This window comes from Pseudomonas sp. NFACC08-1 (assembly GCF_900106735.1).
GTDB lineage: Bacteria > Pseudomonadota > Gammaproteobacteria > Pseudomonadales > Pseudomonadaceae > Aquipseudomonas > Aquipseudomonas fluorescens_Q.
The window spans coordinates 1-15,774 of the sequence record NZ_FNNL01000006.1; the positions used below are offsets into that span (position 1 = coordinate 1).

17 protein-coding genes are annotated in these 15,774 nt (G+C 61.2%); 3 read left to right on the top strand and 14 right to left on the bottom strand.

Translation table 11 applies throughout. The features are described from left to right. Window positions 1–536, top strand: a 536-nt coding sequence (locus BLU76_RS13750) for an OprD family outer membrane porin (RefSeq protein ID WP_139211604.1), incomplete at its 5' end; no start/stop codon positions are given. 204 nt (window positions 537–740) lie between these two features. On the opposite strand, the gene pcaC is transcribed toward BLU76_RS13750, so the two are convergent. The 11 genes from pcaC to pcaR form a co-directional block, all read right to left on the bottom strand. After that, window positions 741–1,133, bottom strand: a complete 393-nt coding sequence (pcaC, locus tag BLU76_RS13755; RefSeq protein WP_014336968.1) for a 4-carboxymuconolactone decarboxylase — start codon at window positions 1,131–1,133, stop codon at window positions 741–743. Window positions 1,134–1,143: 10 nt separating this feature from the next. Next, complete coding sequence (gene pcaD, locus BLU76_RS13760; protein ID WP_092144296.1) at window positions 1,144–1,944, bottom strand: 3-oxoadipate enol-lactonase; 801 nt, start codon at window positions 1,942–1,944, stop codon at window positions 1,144–1,146. A gap of 12 nt (window positions 1,945–1,956) precedes the next feature. Continuing rightward, on the bottom strand, window positions 1,957–3,321 hold the full coding sequence (locus BLU76_RS13765) for a 3-carboxy-cis,cis-muconate cycloisomerase (RefSeq protein ID WP_092223111.1): 1,365 nt from the start codon (window positions 3,319–3,321) through the stop codon (window positions 1,957–1,959). A gap of 152 nt (window positions 3,322–3,473) precedes the next feature. Then, window positions 3,474–4,772: an MFS family transporter gene (locus BLU76_RS13770; RefSeq protein ID WP_063322593.1), complete on the bottom strand. Its 1,299-nt coding sequence runs from the start codon at window positions 4,770–4,772 to the stop codon at window positions 3,474–3,476. Window positions 4,773–5,102: 330 nt separating this feature from the next. Continuing rightward, the gene (gene pcaG / locus BLU76_RS13775) at window positions 5,103–5,669 is read right to left on the bottom strand and encodes a protocatechuate 3,4-dioxygenase subunit alpha (protein WP_092223113.1); all 567 of its coding nucleotides are present in this window, start codon (window positions 5,667–5,669) and stop codon (window positions 5,103–5,105) included. A gap of 1 nt (window position 5,670) precedes the next feature. After that, window positions 5,671–6,375, bottom strand: coding sequence for a protocatechuate 3,4-dioxygenase subunit beta (pcaH, locus tag BLU76_RS13780; protein WP_092223115.1), 705 nt, complete (start codon window positions 6,373–6,375; stop codon window positions 5,671–5,673). Between the two features lie 37 nt (window positions 6,376–6,412). Next, window positions 6,413–7,618, bottom strand: a complete 1,206-nt coding sequence (gene pcaF, locus BLU76_RS13785) for a 3-oxoadipyl-CoA thiolase (RefSeq protein WP_170867303.1) — start codon at window positions 7,616–7,618, stop codon at window positions 6,413–6,415. Continuing rightward, window positions 7,615–8,394: a CoA-transferase subunit beta gene (locus BLU76_RS13790; protein WP_092223119.1), complete on the bottom strand. Its 780-nt coding sequence runs from the start codon at window positions 8,392–8,394 to the stop codon at window positions 7,615–7,617. Before BLU76_RS13790 ends, pcaF begins: the two co-directional genes overlap by 4 nt. Further along, entirely contained in the window at window positions 8,391–9,251 is an 861-nt protein-coding gene (locus BLU76_RS13795; protein WP_003198638.1) for a CoA transferase subunit A, read from the bottom strand. The genes BLU76_RS13790 and BLU76_RS13795 overlap by 4 nt, the downstream gene beginning before the upstream one ends. A gap of 307 nt (window positions 9,252–9,558) precedes the next feature. Next, a complete protein-coding gene (locus BLU76_RS13800) occupies window positions 9,559–10,905 on the bottom strand; it encodes a 4-hydroxybenzoate transporter PcaK (RefSeq protein ID WP_072342041.1) in 1,347 nt (448 codons plus the stop codon). Between the two features lie 140 nt (window positions 10,906–11,045). Beyond that, complete coding sequence (gene pcaR, locus BLU76_RS13805) at window positions 11,046–11,888, bottom strand: pca regulon transcriptional regulator PcaR (RefSeq protein ID WP_014336961.1); 843 nt, start codon at window positions 11,886–11,888, stop codon at window positions 11,046–11,048. 577 nt (window positions 11,889–12,465) lie between these two features. Between pcaR and BLU76_RS13810 the strand changes: the two genes are divergently transcribed. Both BLU76_RS13810 and BLU76_RS13815 read left to right on the top strand, forming a co-directional pair. Beyond that, window positions 12,466–12,666, top strand: coding sequence for a hypothetical protein (locus tag BLU76_RS13810; protein WP_003198635.1), 201 nt, complete (start codon window positions 12,466–12,468; stop codon window positions 12,664–12,666). Window positions 12,667–13,031: 365 nt separating this feature from the next. After that, the gene (locus BLU76_RS13815; RefSeq protein ID WP_092223121.1) at window positions 13,032–14,507 is read left to right on the top strand and encodes an inorganic phosphate transporter; all 1,476 of its coding nucleotides are present in this window, start codon (window positions 13,032–13,034) and stop codon (window positions 14,505–14,507) included. Between the two features lie 246 nt (window positions 14,508–14,753). On the opposite strand, the gene ccoM is transcribed toward BLU76_RS13815, so the two are convergent. The 3 genes from ccoM to BLU76_RS13825 form a co-directional block, all read right to left on the bottom strand. Then, a complete protein-coding gene (gene ccoM / locus BLU76_RS32075) occupies window positions 14,754–14,870 on the bottom strand; it encodes a cytochrome c oxidase subunit CcoM (RefSeq protein WP_025212288.1) in 117 nt (38 codons plus the stop codon). A 144-nt stretch (window positions 14,871–15,014) separates the two neighbouring features. Continuing rightward, window positions 15,015–15,176 carry a hypothetical protein gene (locus BLU76_RS31510; protein WP_003198631.1) on the bottom strand — a complete coding sequence of 54 codons (162 nt, stop codon included), beginning with the start codon at window positions 15,174–15,176 and terminating at the stop codon, window positions 15,015–15,017. A 94-nt stretch (window positions 15,177–15,270) separates the two neighbouring features. Further along, window positions 15,271–15,612: an aspartate-semialdehyde dehydrogenase gene (locus tag BLU76_RS13825; protein WP_092144282.1), complete on the bottom strand. Its 342-nt coding sequence runs from the start codon at window positions 15,610–15,612 to the stop codon at window positions 15,271–15,273. Between the last annotated feature and the right edge of the window lie 162 nt (window positions 15,613–15,774).

Below are 15,774 nucleotides of genomic sequence, written 5' to 3' on the forward strand. Positions count from 1 at the left end.
ACAGCCAGCCCATCGGCGACTGGACCCTGGGCGCCAACCTCGGCTACTTCACCGGCAAGGAAAACGGCAGTGCCCTGGCCGGCGACCTGGACAACAAAACCGCGTTCGCCATGCTCTCGGCCAAGTACGGCGGCAACACCTTTTATGTCGGCCTGCAGAAAGTCGGCGGCGATGATGCCTGGATGCGCGTCAACGGCACCAGCGGCGGCACCCTGGCCAACGACAGCTACAACTCCAGCTACGACAACGCCAAGGAAAAATCCTGGCAACTGCGCCACGACTTCAACTTCGCCGCCGTTGGCGTGCCGGGCCTGACGTTGATGAACCGCTACATCAGCGGTGACAACGTGCACACCGCCACCGTTGACGACGGCAAGGAATGGGGTCGGGAAAGTGAGCTGGCCTACACCGTGCAGAGCGGCGCGTTGAAGAGTCTCAACGTGAAGTGGCGTAACTCGACGATACGCCGGGATTACAGTACCAATGAGTTCGATGAGAACCGGTTGATCATCAGTTATCCGCTCAGCCTGCTGTAAAAGCCAAACATGGGTGGAGGCTGTACCACCGTCATCGCGAGCAGGCTAGCTTCCACAGGGAATCGGTGCCGAGCACAAAATCAGCGCTCACTGAAGATCCAGTGTAGGAGCTTGCTCGCGATGGCGTCATCACATTCAACATCCCCCATCAATTGAACCACCGCTATCGCGAGCAAGCTGATCCCACAGGAATGAGGTAACCCCTTAAGCCCGCGATTCGACGCCCAGTTCGTCCCACACCGACTCGGCCAGATGGAACGTGGCGTTGGCCGCCGGGATGCCGCAGTAGATGGCGCTCTGCATGATCACTTCCTTGATCTCGCTGCGGCTCACGCCATTGTTGGCGGCGGCGCGCAGGTGCAGCTTGAGTTCTTCGTTGCGGTTCATACCGATCAGCATGGCGATGGTAATCAGGCTACGGGTATGGCGCGGCAGGCCCGGGCGAGTCCAGATGTCGCCCCAGGCGTGGCGGGTGATCATCTCCTGGAATTCGCTGTTGAACTCGGTCAGGGCATTGAGGCTGCGATCGACGTGGGCATCGCCCAGCACCGCGCGGCGTACTTGCATGCCTTCGTCGTAACGTTGTTTCTCGTCCACAAAAAACTCCTCAGGCACGGCCAGAATCAAGCAGGAAATCCAGCACCCGCGCGCTGAAGGCGGCGCCGGCCTGGACGTTGGACAGGTGCGCGGCGTAGAACTCGGCGTACTCCGCGCCACTGACCCGCTCCTGGATAAAGTGCCCACCCGACGGCGGTGTCACGGCATCTTCGGTGCCGGCGATCACCAGCAGCGGCACGCGAATCGACGACAACTGCTCGCGGAAATCGGCATCACGCACAGCCGCGCAGTTGGCCGCGTAGCCTTGGGGCGATGTGGCAGCGAGCATGTCGGTGATCTTCTTCACCTTCGCAGGATGAGCCTCGGAAAAATCCGCAGTAAACCAGCGGGCGATCGAAGCATCGCGCAACGCCACCATCGCATCCTTGCCGTCGCGCAGCACGGTTTCGATGCGCGGGTTCCACACCGACGGATCGCCGATCTTGGCCGCGGTGTTGCACACCACCAGTTTGTACAGGCGCTCGCCGGCGTTGATGCCCAGCCATTGGCCGATCAACCCGCCCATGGACAAGCCGCAGAAATGCACCTTGTCGAGGTTCAACTGATCAAGCATCGCCAGCACATCGCGACCCAGTTGTTCGATGCTGTACGGCCCTTCGGTGACCAGCGATTGACCATGGCCGCGCGTGTCGAAACGCAGCACGCGAAAGTGTTCGCTGAAGGCCGCGACCTGTTCGTCCCACATGTGCAGATCAGTGCCCAGGGAATTGGAGAGCACCAACACCGGGGCGTCTTGCGGCCCATCAAAACGATAGTTCAGATCGCCCTCGGCGAGTTTGACGAATCCCACAACAATCTCCTTTCAGGCGTTCAAGGCAAGGTGTTCGGCCACGGCCCGGGCGACCCAGGTCTGGGCTTGTCCGAGGTAGTGCGCCGGGTCGAGCAGATGATCAAGCTCGGTCGCGGATAGCTGCGCAGTGACCTGAGGTTCATCCCCCAGCACATCACGCAAATGCCGTTGTTCGGCCACGGCGCGCTTGCAGCATTGCTCCAGCAGATGGTGCGCCGCGTCGCGTCCCACACGCTGGGCCAGGACGATGCTCACCGCTTCGGCCAGCACCAGCCCCTGGGTCAGTTCCAGGTTGCGGGCCATGCGCGCCGCGTCCACTTCCAACCCTTCGGCCAGCAGCCGCGCCTGCTGCAAGGCACCGGACACCAGGCAGCAGATCTCCGGCAGGGTTTCCCATTCAGCGTGCCACAGGCCCAGGCTGCGCTCGTGTTCCTGGGGCATGGCGCTGAACAGCGTCGACAACAAGCCAGGCACTCGCGTCGCCGCGCCGATCAGCACTGCCGCGCCCACCGGGTTGCGCTTGTGCGGCATGGTGGACGAACCACCCTTGCCCGGCGCCGAGGGCTCGAACGCTTCGCCGGCCTCGGTCTGCATCAACAGGCTGATGTCGCGGCCCAGCTTGCCCAGGCTACCGGCGATCAGGCCCAGCACTGAACCGAATTCCACCAGGCGATCGCGCTGGGTGTGCCACGGCTGCTCGGGCAGGTTCAGTTGCAATTCGGCGGCTAAGGCTTCGGCGATGGGCAAAGCGTGTTCACCCAAGGCGGCGAGGGTTCCGGAGGCGCCGCCGAATTGGAGCACCAGCAAGCGCGGCTTGAGTTCTTTCAAACGTTGGCGACTGCGGGTGATCGCTCCCAGCCAACCAGCGATCTTCATGCCCAGGGTCACCGGCGTGGCGTGCTGCAGCCAGGTGCGTCCGGCCAGCGGCGTGGCGGCGTAGTGTTTGGCTTGTCGGGCCAGGGTGGCGGCCAACTGCGCCAGCTCGCCTTCGATCAGCCCCAAGGCCAGGCGCAGTTGCAGCACCAGCCCACTGTCCATCACGTCCTGGCTGGTGGCGCCCAGATGCACGTAGCGCTCGGCTTCGGCATCCTCGGCGGCGATGCGCTTGCCCAACGCCTTGACCAACGGGATTGCCGAATTGCCAGCGCTGGCGATCGCTTCGCTCAGTGCCGAAAAATCGTACAGCTGCGCACGACAAGCCTGCTCGATCGGCGCCACGGCACTTTGCGGAATCACCCCGACCCGCGCCTCGGCCCGGGCCAAGGCGGCTTCGACGTCCAGCATGGCCTGGACCCGACCCGCATCGCAGAACACCTCGCGCATGTCGCGGGCGGTGAAGTAGACATCGAATAGTTGATTGCCCGGTCGTTCGCTCATAAACAGTCCTTGGGAAGGTAGATGTCCCGTGGCGAGGGAGCTTGCTCCCGCTTGAGTGCGAAGCGCTCACAAGAGAGGGCTGCTACGCAGCCCAGCGGGAGCAAGCTCCCTCGCCACAATGACTCAAACAAGCCTCAAATGATCAGGTGGATTCAAAGGTCATGGTGCAAATACGCCGGCTGCTTGGGCAGGCGCAGGCTGAACAGGAACGCCACCACCATCATCACCGTGACATACCAATAAAAAGCGTTTTCCATGCCCTGGGCCTTCAGGCTCAGGGCAACGTACTCAGCCGATCCGCCAAAAATCGCATTGGCCACCGCGTACGCCAACCCTACCCCCAGCGCCCGCACTTCAGGTGGAAACATTTCCGCTTTCACCAGGCCGCTGATGGAGGTGTAGAAGCTGACGATCGCCAGCGCCAACGTGATCAGGACAAACGCCAGGAACGGGCTGCTGATGCTTTTCAGGGTCAGCAGGATCGGCACGGTGCACAACGCCCCCAGGCCACCGAACCAGAGCATGGAGTTACGCCGGCCGATCTTGTCCGCCAGCATGCCGAACAGCGGCTGCATGCACATGTACAGGAACAGCGCGCCGGTCATGATGTAGCTGGCGGTCTTGGCGTGCAGGCCGGCGGTGTTCACCAGGTATTTCTGCATGTAGGTGGTGAAGGTGTAGAAAATCAGCGAGCCGCCGGCGGTGTAGCCCAGCACGGTGATGAACGCGGCCTTGTGGTCGCGAAACAGCGCCATGATGCTGCCAGCGTCCTTGTTCTCGCGCATTTCCTTGCTACTGGTTTCCTTCAGGGAGCGCCGCAGGAACAGGGAAATCAATGCAGCCACGGCCCCCACCACAAATGGAATCCGCCAGCCATAGGCGCGCAGTTCGTCTTCGTTGAGAAACTGCTGCAGGATCACCACCAACGACACCGCCAGCAGTTGCCCGCCGATCAGCGTCACGTATTGGAACGAAGCAAAAAAACCGCGCTGCCCCTTGAGGGCGACTTCGCTCATATAGGTGGCGGTGGTGCCGTATTCGCCGCCCACTGACAGGCCTTGCAACAAGCGCGCGAACAACAGCAGCAGCGGCGCCCAGACGCCGATGTCCTTGTAGGTGGGCAGGCAGGCGATGAGCAATGAGCCGAAGCACATCATCAGCACCGAAATCATCATCGAATTCTTACGTCCGTGACGGTCCGCCACCCGGCCGAAAATCCAGCCGCCGATGGGCCGCATCAGGAACCCGGCGGCGAACACACCGGCCGTGTTGACCAGTTGCACCGTGGGGTTGTCGGACGGGAAGAACGCCGGGGCGAAATAAATTGCGCAGAACGCATAGACATAGAAGTCGAACCATTCGACCAGGTTGCCGGATGAAGCACCGACGATGGCGAAGATGCGCTTGCTGCGTTCTTCGCCGGTGTAGTGGCTGATGATTGGGGTGGCCATGGATTATTCACTCGTTGGGGACTGACGAAGTCTAGACACACTTAGTAACAGTCCCGTTCCACAAACAGACGTTGAAGCGATAGCACCTGTATTGACGCCATCGCGAGCAAGCTCGCCCTCACTGGGTTCATACCATTGCTGTGGCCCTATGGGTTCATACACTTCTGGGCTGGGTTCATATCCCCTGTGGCGAGGGAGCTTGCTCCCGCTGGCTTGCGCAGCAAGCCCAAAGCCGGCGACCCGGTGTATCAGGATGACCTCAGTGCCTGGTTTTGCGACTGCTTCGCAGCCGAGCGGGAGCAAGCTCCCTCGCCACGGGAAAATCATGAATCAGTAATCGAAGAACACCGTCTCGGCATCCGTGCCCTGAAGGATCACGTTCCACTGGTACACGCCCGACGCATCAGGCTTGGCCACGATTGTGCCGCGACGTTCTTCGGGCACGCAGGCCAGCAGCGGGTCGGTTTCGTTGGTCTGTTCGCCGTCGAAATAGATGCGCGTCAGCAAATGCTTGACCAACCCGCGCGCGAACACCAGCACCACCAGGTGCGGGGCCTGGGTCGTGCCACCCAATCCCGGCACAGTGCCCGGCTTGATGGTGGTGAAGCGAAAACGCCCTTCGGCGTCCACCGGCACCCGGCCGAAGCCTTCGAAATTCGGGTCCAGGGGTTTGTCCTGGTCGTCTTCCGGGTGGGCGTATTTGCCGGCGGCGTTGGCCTGCCAGACTTCCAGCATCGCGTCGTTGACGAACTGGCCGTTGCCGTCGACCACCTGCCCGGTGATCGCCACGCGTTGGCCGAGGGTTTCGGCGACGGTCAGGTCTTCGCGATTCAGCCAGGTCAGGCCGATGTGGTAGTACGGGCCAACGGTGTGGGATGTGGTGGCGGTGAGCGTCATCTTATTTCTCCATCGGCGTGGCATCGCGGCCGCGCAAGACGATGTCCCAGCGGTAACCGAGGGCGTAGTGAGGGACAGTTTTTTCCAGGTCGAAACGGGCGATCAGGCGTTCCTTGGCACTCGTGTCCGGCACGCAGTTGTAGATCGGGTCGTATTCCAGCAACGGATCGCCAGGAAAGTACATCTGCGTCACCAGGCGCGTCAGAATGCTCGGCCCGAACAGTGAGAAATGGATATGCGCCGGGCGCCAGGCGTTGTGGTGGTTGCCCCACGGATAGGCGCCGGGCTTGATGGTCTGGAACTGATACCAGCCATCGGCGTCGGTGACGGTGCGACCGGTGCCAGTGAAATTCGGGTCCAGGGGCGCGTCATGGTTGTCACGGTCGTGGTTGTAGCGACCGGCGGCGTTGGCCTGCCAGATCTCCACCAGGATGCCCGGCACCGGCTGGCCGTGCTCATCCAGCACGCGCCCGTGAATGATGATCCGCTCCCCCAGCGGCTCGCCGGAATGCTGGGCGGTCAGGTCGTGGTCCTTCTCTTGCACGCGGTCGGCACCGACAGTCGGGCCAGTAATTTCCGACAGCGAATGCGGCAGGAACACCAACGGCTTGGACGGCGAGCGCAGGTTGGTGGACTGGTACGGCGGGTGCAGATACTCCGGCTGGGTGCCCGCTTGGGGGCGACGATAACCAGGCTTGTCAGTCATGGAGCGTTCCTCGGTTTCTTATTAGTAGAACGACGCGTCAGACGCGTTCGATTGCCAGTGCCAGGCCTTGGCCGACGCCAACGCACATGGTCGCCAGGCCTTTCTTGCCGCCGGTCTTTTCCAGGTGGTGCAACGCCGTCAACACCAGACGCGCCCCGCTCATGCCCAGTGGATGGCCGAGGGCGATGGCACCGCCGTTCGGGTTGACCTGGGGCGCATCGTCCGCCAACCCCAACTCACGCAGCACGGCCAGGCCCTGGCTGGCAAAGGCTTCATTGAGTTCGATCACATCGAAATCGGCGACCGCCAGGCCCAGGCGCTCAGTGAGCTTGCGCACCGCCGGCACCGGACCGATGCCCATCACTCGGGGCGCCACGCCGGCACTGGCCATGCCCAACACTTTGCCGCGCGGCGTCAGGCCATGTTTCTTCACCGCTTCGGCCGACGCCAGGATCAGTGCCGCCGCGCCATCGTTGACACCCGAGGCGTTGCCGGCAGTGACGGTCTTGTCCGGGCCGTTGACCGGCTTGAGTTTGCCCAGGGTTTCCAAGGTGGTGTCGGCGCGAGGATGCTCGTCCTGCTCGACCACGGTTTCACCTTTCTTGTGGGCAATGCGCACCGCCACGATTTCTTCGGCGAAAAAACCTGCCGCCTGGGCCGCTGCCGTGCGCTGTTGGCTGCGCAAGGCGAAAGCGTCCTGGTCGGCGCGGGACACGGCGTAGTCATCAGCCACGTTATCAGCGGTCTGCGGCATCGCATCCACCCCGTACTGGGCCTTCATCAATGGGTTGATGAAACGCCAGCCGATGGTGGTGTCTTCCAGCTTCATGTTGCGGGAAAACGCCGCGTCGGCCTTGCCCATCACGAACGGCGCACGGGACATCGACTCCACCCCACCAGCGATGGCCAGTTCCATCTCACCGCTGGCGATGGCGCGGAACGCCGTGCCGATGGCATCCATGCCCGAGGCGCAAAGACGGTTGAGGGTTACACCGGGAATGCTGTCCGGCAGGCCCGCCAACAGCAGCGCCATGCGCGCCACGTTGCGGTTGTCTTCGCCGGCCTGGTTGGCGCAGCCGAGAAACACTTCGTCCACCGCGCTCCAGTCCACCGATGGGTTGCGCTCCATCAGCGCCTTGATCGGCACCGCCGCCAAGTCATCGGCACGCACGGCGGACAAACCGCCGCCAAACCGACCGATGGGGGTTCGAATCGCATCACAGATATAAACGTCGCGCATCAGGCTTCTCCCGGTGCCTGGCCATGGGCCGCCGCGGTGCGAGCTTCCAGATCGCGCAGTGCGCGCAGCTCTACCTCGGTCGGTTCGGCGGTGGTTTGCACCTGATCGGCGAAACGGATCGCCCATCCGGTGGCGGCAATGACTTGCTCGCGGGTCACGCCGGGGTGCAGCGCGGTGACCACGAACTCATGGGTGCCGGCTTCCGGTTCCATGATGCACAAGTCGGTGATAATCCCCACAGGACCGGCACCCGGCAGGCCCAGGCGCTTGCGCGAATCGCCGCCTTCACCGTGGCCGACCGAAGTGATGAAATCCAGCTTGTCGACAAACGAACGCGCCGACTGCTTGAGGATGATCAACACGCTCTTGGCCGAGCCGGCGATTTCCGGCGCGCCACCAGCACCCGGCAGGCGGACTTTTGGCTGATGGTAATCGCCCACCACCGTAGTGTTGATGTTGCCGAAACGGTCGACCTGGGCCGCCCCCAGGAAACCGACGTCGATACGCCCGCCCTGCAGCCAATAGCGAAAAATCTCACCGGTCGGCACGACGGTATCGGCGGTTTCCGCCAGCTCACCGTCGCCGATGGACAGCGGCAGTACGCTGGGTTTGGCACCGATCGGGCCGGATTCGTAGATCAGCACGACGTCCGGCGATGAGGTCAGCCGTGCCAGGTTGGCCGCTTTCGACGGCAGGCCGATGCCCACGAAGCATACGGCATTGTTCTTCAAGCGACGCGCCGCGGCGACGGTCATCATTTCGTGGGTGGAGTAAGTCATGGTTTCACCTGCGAAGCGGCTGCCAGTCTGGCCTGGAATTCACTGAAGTCTTTAGTGCCATGGATGTATTCGTTGATCCATGCGGTGAAGGTCTCACGGTCCCGGGCGATCGGATCCCACGCCTGGTAGAAACGGTTATCACGCTCGGTATAGCCGTGGGCGTAGGACGGATGAGCGCCACCCGGCACGAGGCACACGGCGCTCAATGCCCAGGTCGGCAGTACGCAAGCGTTCATCGGTGCATTCAGGTCGTCGACGATTTCTTCCACGGTGACGATGCAACGCTTGGCGGCCAAGGCGGCTTCTTTCTGCACACCGAGAATGCCCCACAGCAGCACGTTGCCCTTGCGGTCGGCTTTCTGGGCGTGGATCACCGTGATATCAGGGCGCACCGAAGGCACGGCGGCCAATACTTCACCGGTGAAGGGACAGGTTACGCTCTTGATCAGCGGGTTGACCTTCGGCAGGTCGGAGCCGGCGTAGGCCCGCAACACCGCGAATGGCAGGCCGGAGGCGCCGGCAACGTAGGCGTTGGCCAGGTCGGCGTGGCTGTGTTCCTCGATCTCCAGGGGGTGCGGCCATTGTTTCTCCACGGCATCGCGCAAGCGGTGCAACGACCCCACGCCAGGGTTGCCGCCCCAGGAGAAAATCAACTTGCGAGCACAACCGGCGCCGATCAACTGGTCATAGATCAGGTCAGGTGTCATGCGCACCAAGGTCAGATCTTTCTTTCCCTGACGAATGATTTCATGACCCGCCGCCGTAGGAATCAGGTGAGTGAAGCCTTCGAGCGCGACGGTATCGCCGTCGTTGACGAATTGCTTCACCGCGTCGTGCAGCGAAAGGATTTCAGCCATGGGGCAGGCTCCCGTTTTCCAGTAGACCGACATGAAGGAAAAGGCGCGAGGTTAAGCGCCGAAGTGACTGAAGATTAAGCCTGGGGGAAAAGCCAAACAATCCGATAATCGACTGAGTGTTCGTTTATCGAACGGATTGTTGTTTGGCTATCGATTTATCCACACAGCGAAAACGAGAACCGTGGCGAGGGCGCTTGCTCCCGCTGGGCCGGGCTGGCGCTCCAGTACGAAGCGGCCCTGTTTTTGGGGCTGCTACGCAGCCCAGCGGGAGCAAGCTCCCTCGCCACAGGGGTGTAGGTTCGGGGTTTCAGGTGGCATCCGCATGGCTGACCATGCCTTTGATCACCACCGCCGTGGTCGCCAGGGCCGCCGGGATCACCAGGGCGGTCAGGACCTGTTCGAAGTTCCAGCCCAGGCCCAACAGGGTCGCGCCCATCCAGGCGCCGAGAATCGCGCCGAAACGACCGATGCCCAGCATCCACGAGACACCGGTGGCCCTACCCTGGGTCGGGTAGAAACGCGCCGCCAGCGAAGGCATCGCCGATTGCGCGCCGTTGACACACATGCCCGCCACCAGCACCAGGGTGGCGAGCAAGGTAATGTTGCCCAGGCTCTGCCCTACCGCGTAGGCAAACACCCCCGCCATCAGGTAGAAAAGGCCGATGACCTTGTGCGGATTGAACCGGTCCATCGCCCACCCCACCCCGACAGCGCTCAACACGCCGCCGAATTGGAACAGCGCACCGATAAACGCTGCCTGCTCCATGCTCGCGCCGCTGTCGCGCATCAGGGTCGGCAGCCAACTGGTCAACAGGTAGACGATCACCAGGCCCATGAAATAGGTCAGCCACAGAAGCAAGGTGCCAGCGCTGTAGGTGCCGGAGAAAATCACCGCCAGCACATTGCGGGCTTTCACGGTTTTCTGTTCCGGCACACTGAAGCTCGCCGCTTGGGCCACCGTGTTCGGTTCGATCGGTGCCAGGGTCTTGCGCACCTTGTCGGTGCCGCGATTGCGCACCACCAGGTAACGCGCCGACTCCGGCAGCCAGAACAGCAACACCACTGCCAGGATCAACGGCAGGATCCCACCAATCAGCAGCAGGCTATGCCAACCGAACGCCGGTATCAGCTTGGCGGAGATGAACCCACCGCCGGCCATGCCCAGGTTGAAGCCACAGAACATGCTGGTCACCAACAGGGACTTCTTGCGCTCCGGGGTGTATTCCGACAGCAACGTGGTGGCGTTTGGCATCCCGGCGCCCAGTCCCAGGCCCGTCAGGAAACGCAGCACCAGCAATTGATCGACGTTGGTGCTGTAGGCCGAGGCCAGGCTGAACGCGCCGAACAGCAAAACCGCGCCCACCAGTACGACTTTTCGCCCGAAGCGGTCAGCCAGCGGCCCTGAACCCAGTGCGCCGAACACCATGCCGATCAGCGCGGCGCTCATCACCGGGCCAAGGCTGGCGCGATCGATGCCCCAATCCTGGGACAGTGCCGGGGCGATGAAGCCCATGGCCGCTGTATCAAGGCCGTCGAGGAAAACAATCAGGAAACAGAGAATCACCACCCGCCACTGGTAGCGCGAAATAGGTTGGGCATTGATAAAGGACTGCACATCGAGGCAGTTGCCTACGGAGGTCTGGGGCTGGTTCATTTTATTTTTATTCCACGTGATAAACGCAGGCGAACGATCAGGGACCGGCGAAACACGCCGGATGACGCTGCGCGACATTAATGAGGGCAGGCAAATACCGTCAATTCATCGCCGCCGACTCTGTGCGTTTATCGAACAGCTTAAGTGAACAGCTGCGCGCTCAAGTCGCGGCTGGCCCCCAGCAGGCCTGGCAGGAAGCGCTGTTCCAGCTCATTGCGGCTGACCCGCCCGGCATGGGTGCTGACGTTGAGCGCGGCCACTACTTGACCGGAAGCGTCGTACACCGGCACGGCAATCGAACGCAGGCCCTGTTCCAGCTCCTGGTCGACGATGCACCAGCCTTGCTGCCGCACCTGTTCCAGGCATTCAAGCAATGCCTCGGGGGTGTGCAAGGTGCGGCTGGTCTTGGCTTGCAGGTCGGCATGGTCCAGGTAGTCGCGCAGCGAAGCGTCATCCAGGGCCGCCAGGAGAATCCTGCCCATCGAAGTGCAATAGGCTGGAAGACGCCCGCCGACCGACAGATCGACCGAAATCAGGCGCTGGGTGGTGGCTGACCGGGCGATATAGAGGATATCGTCGCCTTCGAGCGTCGCCATGTTGCAGGCTTCGTGCAATTGCTCGCTCATGCGGTCCAGGTACGGCTGGGCAGAAACGGCCAGCGGCGTCGAGGACAGATAGGCGTGCCCCAGGGTCAGCACTTTGGGCAGCAGCGAATAGGTCCGTCCATCCGTGGTGGCGTAGCCCAGCTTGATCAAGGTATGCAGGCAACGTCTGACGGCGGCGCGAGGGATTTCCGTACGATGGCTGATCTGGGCAATGGTCAGGTGTCGCTTGCGCTCCTGGAAGGCCTGGACCACGGCCAACCCGCGGGCCAGGGACGTCATGAAATCGGGATCGCCGGTCAGGGCCTGGATCCGCTTGGCCGGCGAGGCGACGATCGGTGGCGCGACTGAAGTGAAAGCATTGCGCAATTGGTCGTTCATGTCTGGTCCTTCCCGGGGAATGACGGCTATTACAAGCGGCTGTCTGACGGACAGACAAGGGCCGGACCGCCAACAGTGTTCGATTATCGAACCAGCAACCGATAATCGCAATCCTGCCCGGTATCATGAGTTCGACAGCCGTCGAACGCCCGATAACAAGTTGAGCGAGAGTGACAAGCGATTTGACGTGAAGGCGCGGGCGATATTGAACTTGTCGCCTTGAACGGCATCAGGATATCGGCACTAGCAGACATCTTCTGAAACCTGATTGACACAAGTTTGCACATACAAACATCGATTCACACAACAACAGGCCCCTTTAAATATTTCCCGATAGTGTTATTCAGCTGGACCGCTATAATGCAACTCAGCGACGGTACGGCCAATCGACCGCTCCCGTACGCAGGCACCTTGGTAATACCCTGGCGCCCGAAGCACCTTTAGGTCGCTTCCCCTGTATTGGCAACAACACGAAGCCCTGATGCTACGTCAGCTGTCAGCTCTGGTGCCGTGGCCGTCTGCATGTCTACATGCAGTGCGTATCACCAGATTCAATTTCAATTAATTAGGTACAACTGTGACGAAAGACGAACTGCGCGCGGAACTTGAGCGCCAGGAACAACGTTACAAGGAAGTTTACGGCGGGGAAATCACCACCTACGCCGCACAACCTGAACCGGAACGCAAACCCTGGCGTAAGCGCGCCACCGTTCAGGACCAGGCCTTCACCCAGGAACTCCAGAAAATGGAAAAAGAACTCAAAGCCGAAGAGCAGTGACGCGCTGGGCATGATGTTCTTGTGAAGAGGTCTCCGGCCGCCATCCAGGCCGGAAACCGCAGTGCACGCCCGCCATGAGCGGGCCGCCATCCGCTCCCGCCCGACGGCCGGGAAGGCTCATGGCCGACCTTCTTTTCAGATATTTCATGCAACCGCTCGAAGTGCTCTACACGGGGCGGCGGTCAGGTTCCAGGACGCTTTGCGCCCCTGAATCAAAGGGTTACGCGCCCCACGGAAAACCTCGCGCCAGAGCCATTCCTACAAATTATTTCGTTGAAGAATGTTGCCGATGAGCAGGCAATGCATCGATTGCCATGGTTTTCTGGCATAATCGCGCCCCCTTATGACCGGGTCAGAAAACCTTCATGATCGATTTATTCAGCGGACTGGATGCTTGGGTGCTTGTGAGCCTCTTGCTCGCCCTGGCTTTTGTCCTCGCCTTCGAGTTCATCAACGGCTTTCATGACACCGCTAACGCGGTTGCCACTGTTATCTACACCAAAGCCATGCCGCCTCATCTGGCGGTGTTCTTTTCCGGTGTGTTCAATTTCCTCGGCGTGCTGCTGGGTGGTGTGGGGGTGGCGTACGCCATCGTTCACTTGCTGCCCGTAGAGCTGCTGATCAATGTGAACACCGGACACGGGCTCGCCATGGTGTTTTCGCTGCTCGCAGCGGCCATTACCTGGAACCTGGGCACCTGGTACTTCGGTATCCCGGCGTCCAGCTCCCACACGTTGATCGGCTCGATCCTCGGCGTGGGCCTGGCCAATGCGTTGATCAACGATATCCCGTTGGCCGATGGGGTGAACTGGCAGAAGGCGATCGATATCGGCGCCTCCCTGGTGTTCTCGCCCATGGCCGGCTTCCTGATCGCTGCCCTGGTGCTGATCGGCCTGAAATGGTGGCGTCCGCTGTCGAAGATGCACAAGACACCGGAACAGCGCCGCAAGATCGATGACAAGAAGCACCCGCCGTTCTGGAATCGCCTGGTACTGGTGATCTCGGCCATGGCCGTCAGTTTTGTCCATGGCTCCAACGATGGCCAGAAAGGCATCGGCCTGATCATGCTGGTGCTGATCGGTATCGTGCCTTCGCAGTTCGTGCTCGACCTGAGCAGCACCACGTATCAGATCGAGCGGACCCGCGACGCGACCCTGCACCTGAGCCAGTTCTACCAGCGCAACAGCGAATCCCTGGGTGAATACCTGGCGCTGGGCAAGAGCGTGGAAGGCGATCTGCCGGAAAAATTCCGTTGCAACCCGCAGCAGACCGAACCCACCATCGATGCCCTGCTCAACACCCTCAAGGGCGTGGCTGACTACCATTCGCTGCCGTCGGAAGGCCGTATCGAAGTGCGTCGCTACTTGCTCTGCCTGGACGACACGGCGAAGAAGGTTGGCAAACTGCCAGGCCTGGCAGCCCGTGAGAAAGACGACCTGAACAAACTGCGCAAGGACCTGACCGGCACCACCGAGTACGCCCCATTCTGGGTGATCCTGGCTGTCGCCCTGGCACTGGGCCTGGGCACCATGGTCGGCTGGAAGCGTGTGGTACTGACCATCGGCGAGAAGATCGGCAAGCAAGGCATGACCTATGCCCAGGGCATGTCGGCGCAGATCACCACCGCGTGCATGATCGGCGCGGCGAACATTTTCAGCCTGCCGGTTTCCACCACCCACGTACTGTCTTCGGGCGTGGCCGGTACCATGGTCGCGAACAAGAGCGGCCTGCAAGGTGGCACCGTGCGCAACATCCTGCTGGCCTGGGTGCTGACCCTGCCGGCAACGGTGGCGCTGTCGGCCGGGCTGTTCTGGTTGGCGTCCAAGGCCTTGGGCAGCTGATTCCCGCAGCCACAAAAAAGGTGCGATCCTGACAGGTCGCACCTTTTTTTATACCACCAGAACCATTGTGGGAGCGGGCTTGCTCGCGAAGGCGTCGTGTCAGTTACTCATACATTGACTGACACACCGCCTTCGCGAGCAAGCCCGCTCCCGCATTTTGATTTGTATATACCGGAAAATCGGTAAAAAAAAAGGGCGACCGAAGTCGCCCAAAATGCCTTGCGTGCTCGTTTTAGCCGGAAAGACCTACGGTTTTTTCCGCTTGTGTGCGTCTTTCCAGATGAATAATCCAAAGCCTGCAAAAAATACGAACATGAGGCCGACCGTCAACACACCGGCAAACACCACATTATCGAAAAACATGACTGGCCTCCTGGTCTTGCCCCTGTTGCGATGGGTTCAAGTTAACCAATCAGGCCTGGATGAAAATTGACCGGGGTCAATAACGCCCGCAACGGGGCGAAAAGGTGGGGAAATAACTGATCTGCATCAATGGATCGAGGGGGTTCAGCGCTTTTTCGGTTTGTTTTTCGACTTTTTCTTGGGCTTGCCCAACGGCATGGCCTGCTCGAAAGCCTGGCGGACTTCATTGAGGCGCTTTTCGTTGAGGTCGTGAACGCGCTTGGCGCGCTCGGCACTGAGGTCGATCAGCTTGTCGTCTTGGCTCATGGCGTGTGGGCATCATGCAGTGAATTGCGGATGCGCCCATGATGCGGGGTGTTGACGGCGTTGACCAGCCTGCGTACGTCGGCAAACGCCTGAATCAGATCTGGATATCGACCCACAAGCCCTGGCGCGACTCTTCGTCTATCAGCGGCACCACCGGCACGGTGTTGTCGGCGTTGAGTTCGGTACCCGGTACGGCCAGGTGTTCTTCAGGATCTTCATTGGCCTCGCGGTGGCGCTTGTCGCGCTCCTGCCGGCGACGCTGTTCCTCGCGCAACAGCAGCGCGGCCTCTTCCGGGTCGCGGCTCTGCAGGTCGATGGTGCTTTCGTTGGAGCTTTGCTGCACCGGGACCACGGGCGGTATGTCCGGTCGCTGGCGAACCGGATCCTGTTGAGCGGTGATAGGTACGGCGCTCAAAGGGAGCATGGGTGGCAACATAAAGGTCTCCTGTCTTCAGGTTGTCGGCTGGGAAAGTGGCAGCTTGAACCGCCGGTCTGAAACTTGTGACCCAGTTGGCATTGCAGCGATTCCCAGGGCCGAGCTTGTTTGATCGCTGGGCAAGCGTAAGTTCCGTGCCGTCGCTCACTAATCAACGTACGT

Bases quoted from the DNA above. Each gene is read 5' to 3' on its own strand.
- BLU76_RS13765 (WP_092223111.1), bottom strand. From the start codon at position 3,321: ATGAGCGAACGACCGGGCAATCAACTATTCGATGTCTACTTCACCGCC.
- BLU76_RS13770 (WP_063322593.1), bottom strand. From the start codon at position 4,772: ATGGCCACCCCAATCATCAGCCACTACACCGGCGAAGAACGCAGCAAG.
- pcaG (WP_092223113.1), bottom strand. From the start codon at position 5,669: ATGACGCTCACCGCCACCACATCCCACACCGTTGGCCCGTACTACCAC.
- pcaH (WP_092223115.1), bottom strand. From the start codon at position 6,375: ATGACTGACAAGCCTGGTTATCGTCGCCCCCAAGCGGGCACCCAGCCG.
- BLU76_RS13790 (WP_092223119.1), bottom strand. From the start codon at position 8,394: ATGACTTACTCCACCCACGAAATGATGACCGTCGCCGCGGCGCGTCGC.
- BLU76_RS13795 (WP_003198638.1), bottom strand. From the start codon at position 9,251: ATGGCTGAAATCCTTTCGCTGCACGACGCGGTGAAGCAATTCGTCAAC.
- BLU76_RS13800 (WP_072342041.1), bottom strand. From the start codon at position 10,905: ATGAACCAGCCCCAGACCTCCGTAGGCAACTGCCTCGATGTGCAGTCC.
- pcaR (WP_014336961.1), bottom strand. From the start codon at position 11,888: ATGAACGACCAATTGCGCAATGCTTTCACTTCAGTCGCGCCACCGATC.
- BLU76_RS13815 (WP_092223121.1), top strand. From the start codon at position 13,032: ATGATCGATTTATTCAGCGGACTGGATGCTTGGGTGCTTGTGAGCCTC.
- ccoM (WP_025212288.1), bottom strand. From the start codon at position 14,870: ATGTTTTTCGATAATGTGGTGTTTGCCGGTGTGTTGACGGTCGGCCTC.
- BLU76_RS31510 (WP_003198631.1), bottom strand. From the start codon at position 15,176: ATGAGCCAAGACGACAAGCTGATCGACCTCAGTGCCGAGCGCGCCAAG.
- BLU76_RS13825 (WP_092144282.1), bottom strand. From the start codon at position 15,612: ATGTTGCCACCCATGCTCCCTTTGAGCGCCGTACCTATCACCGCTCAA.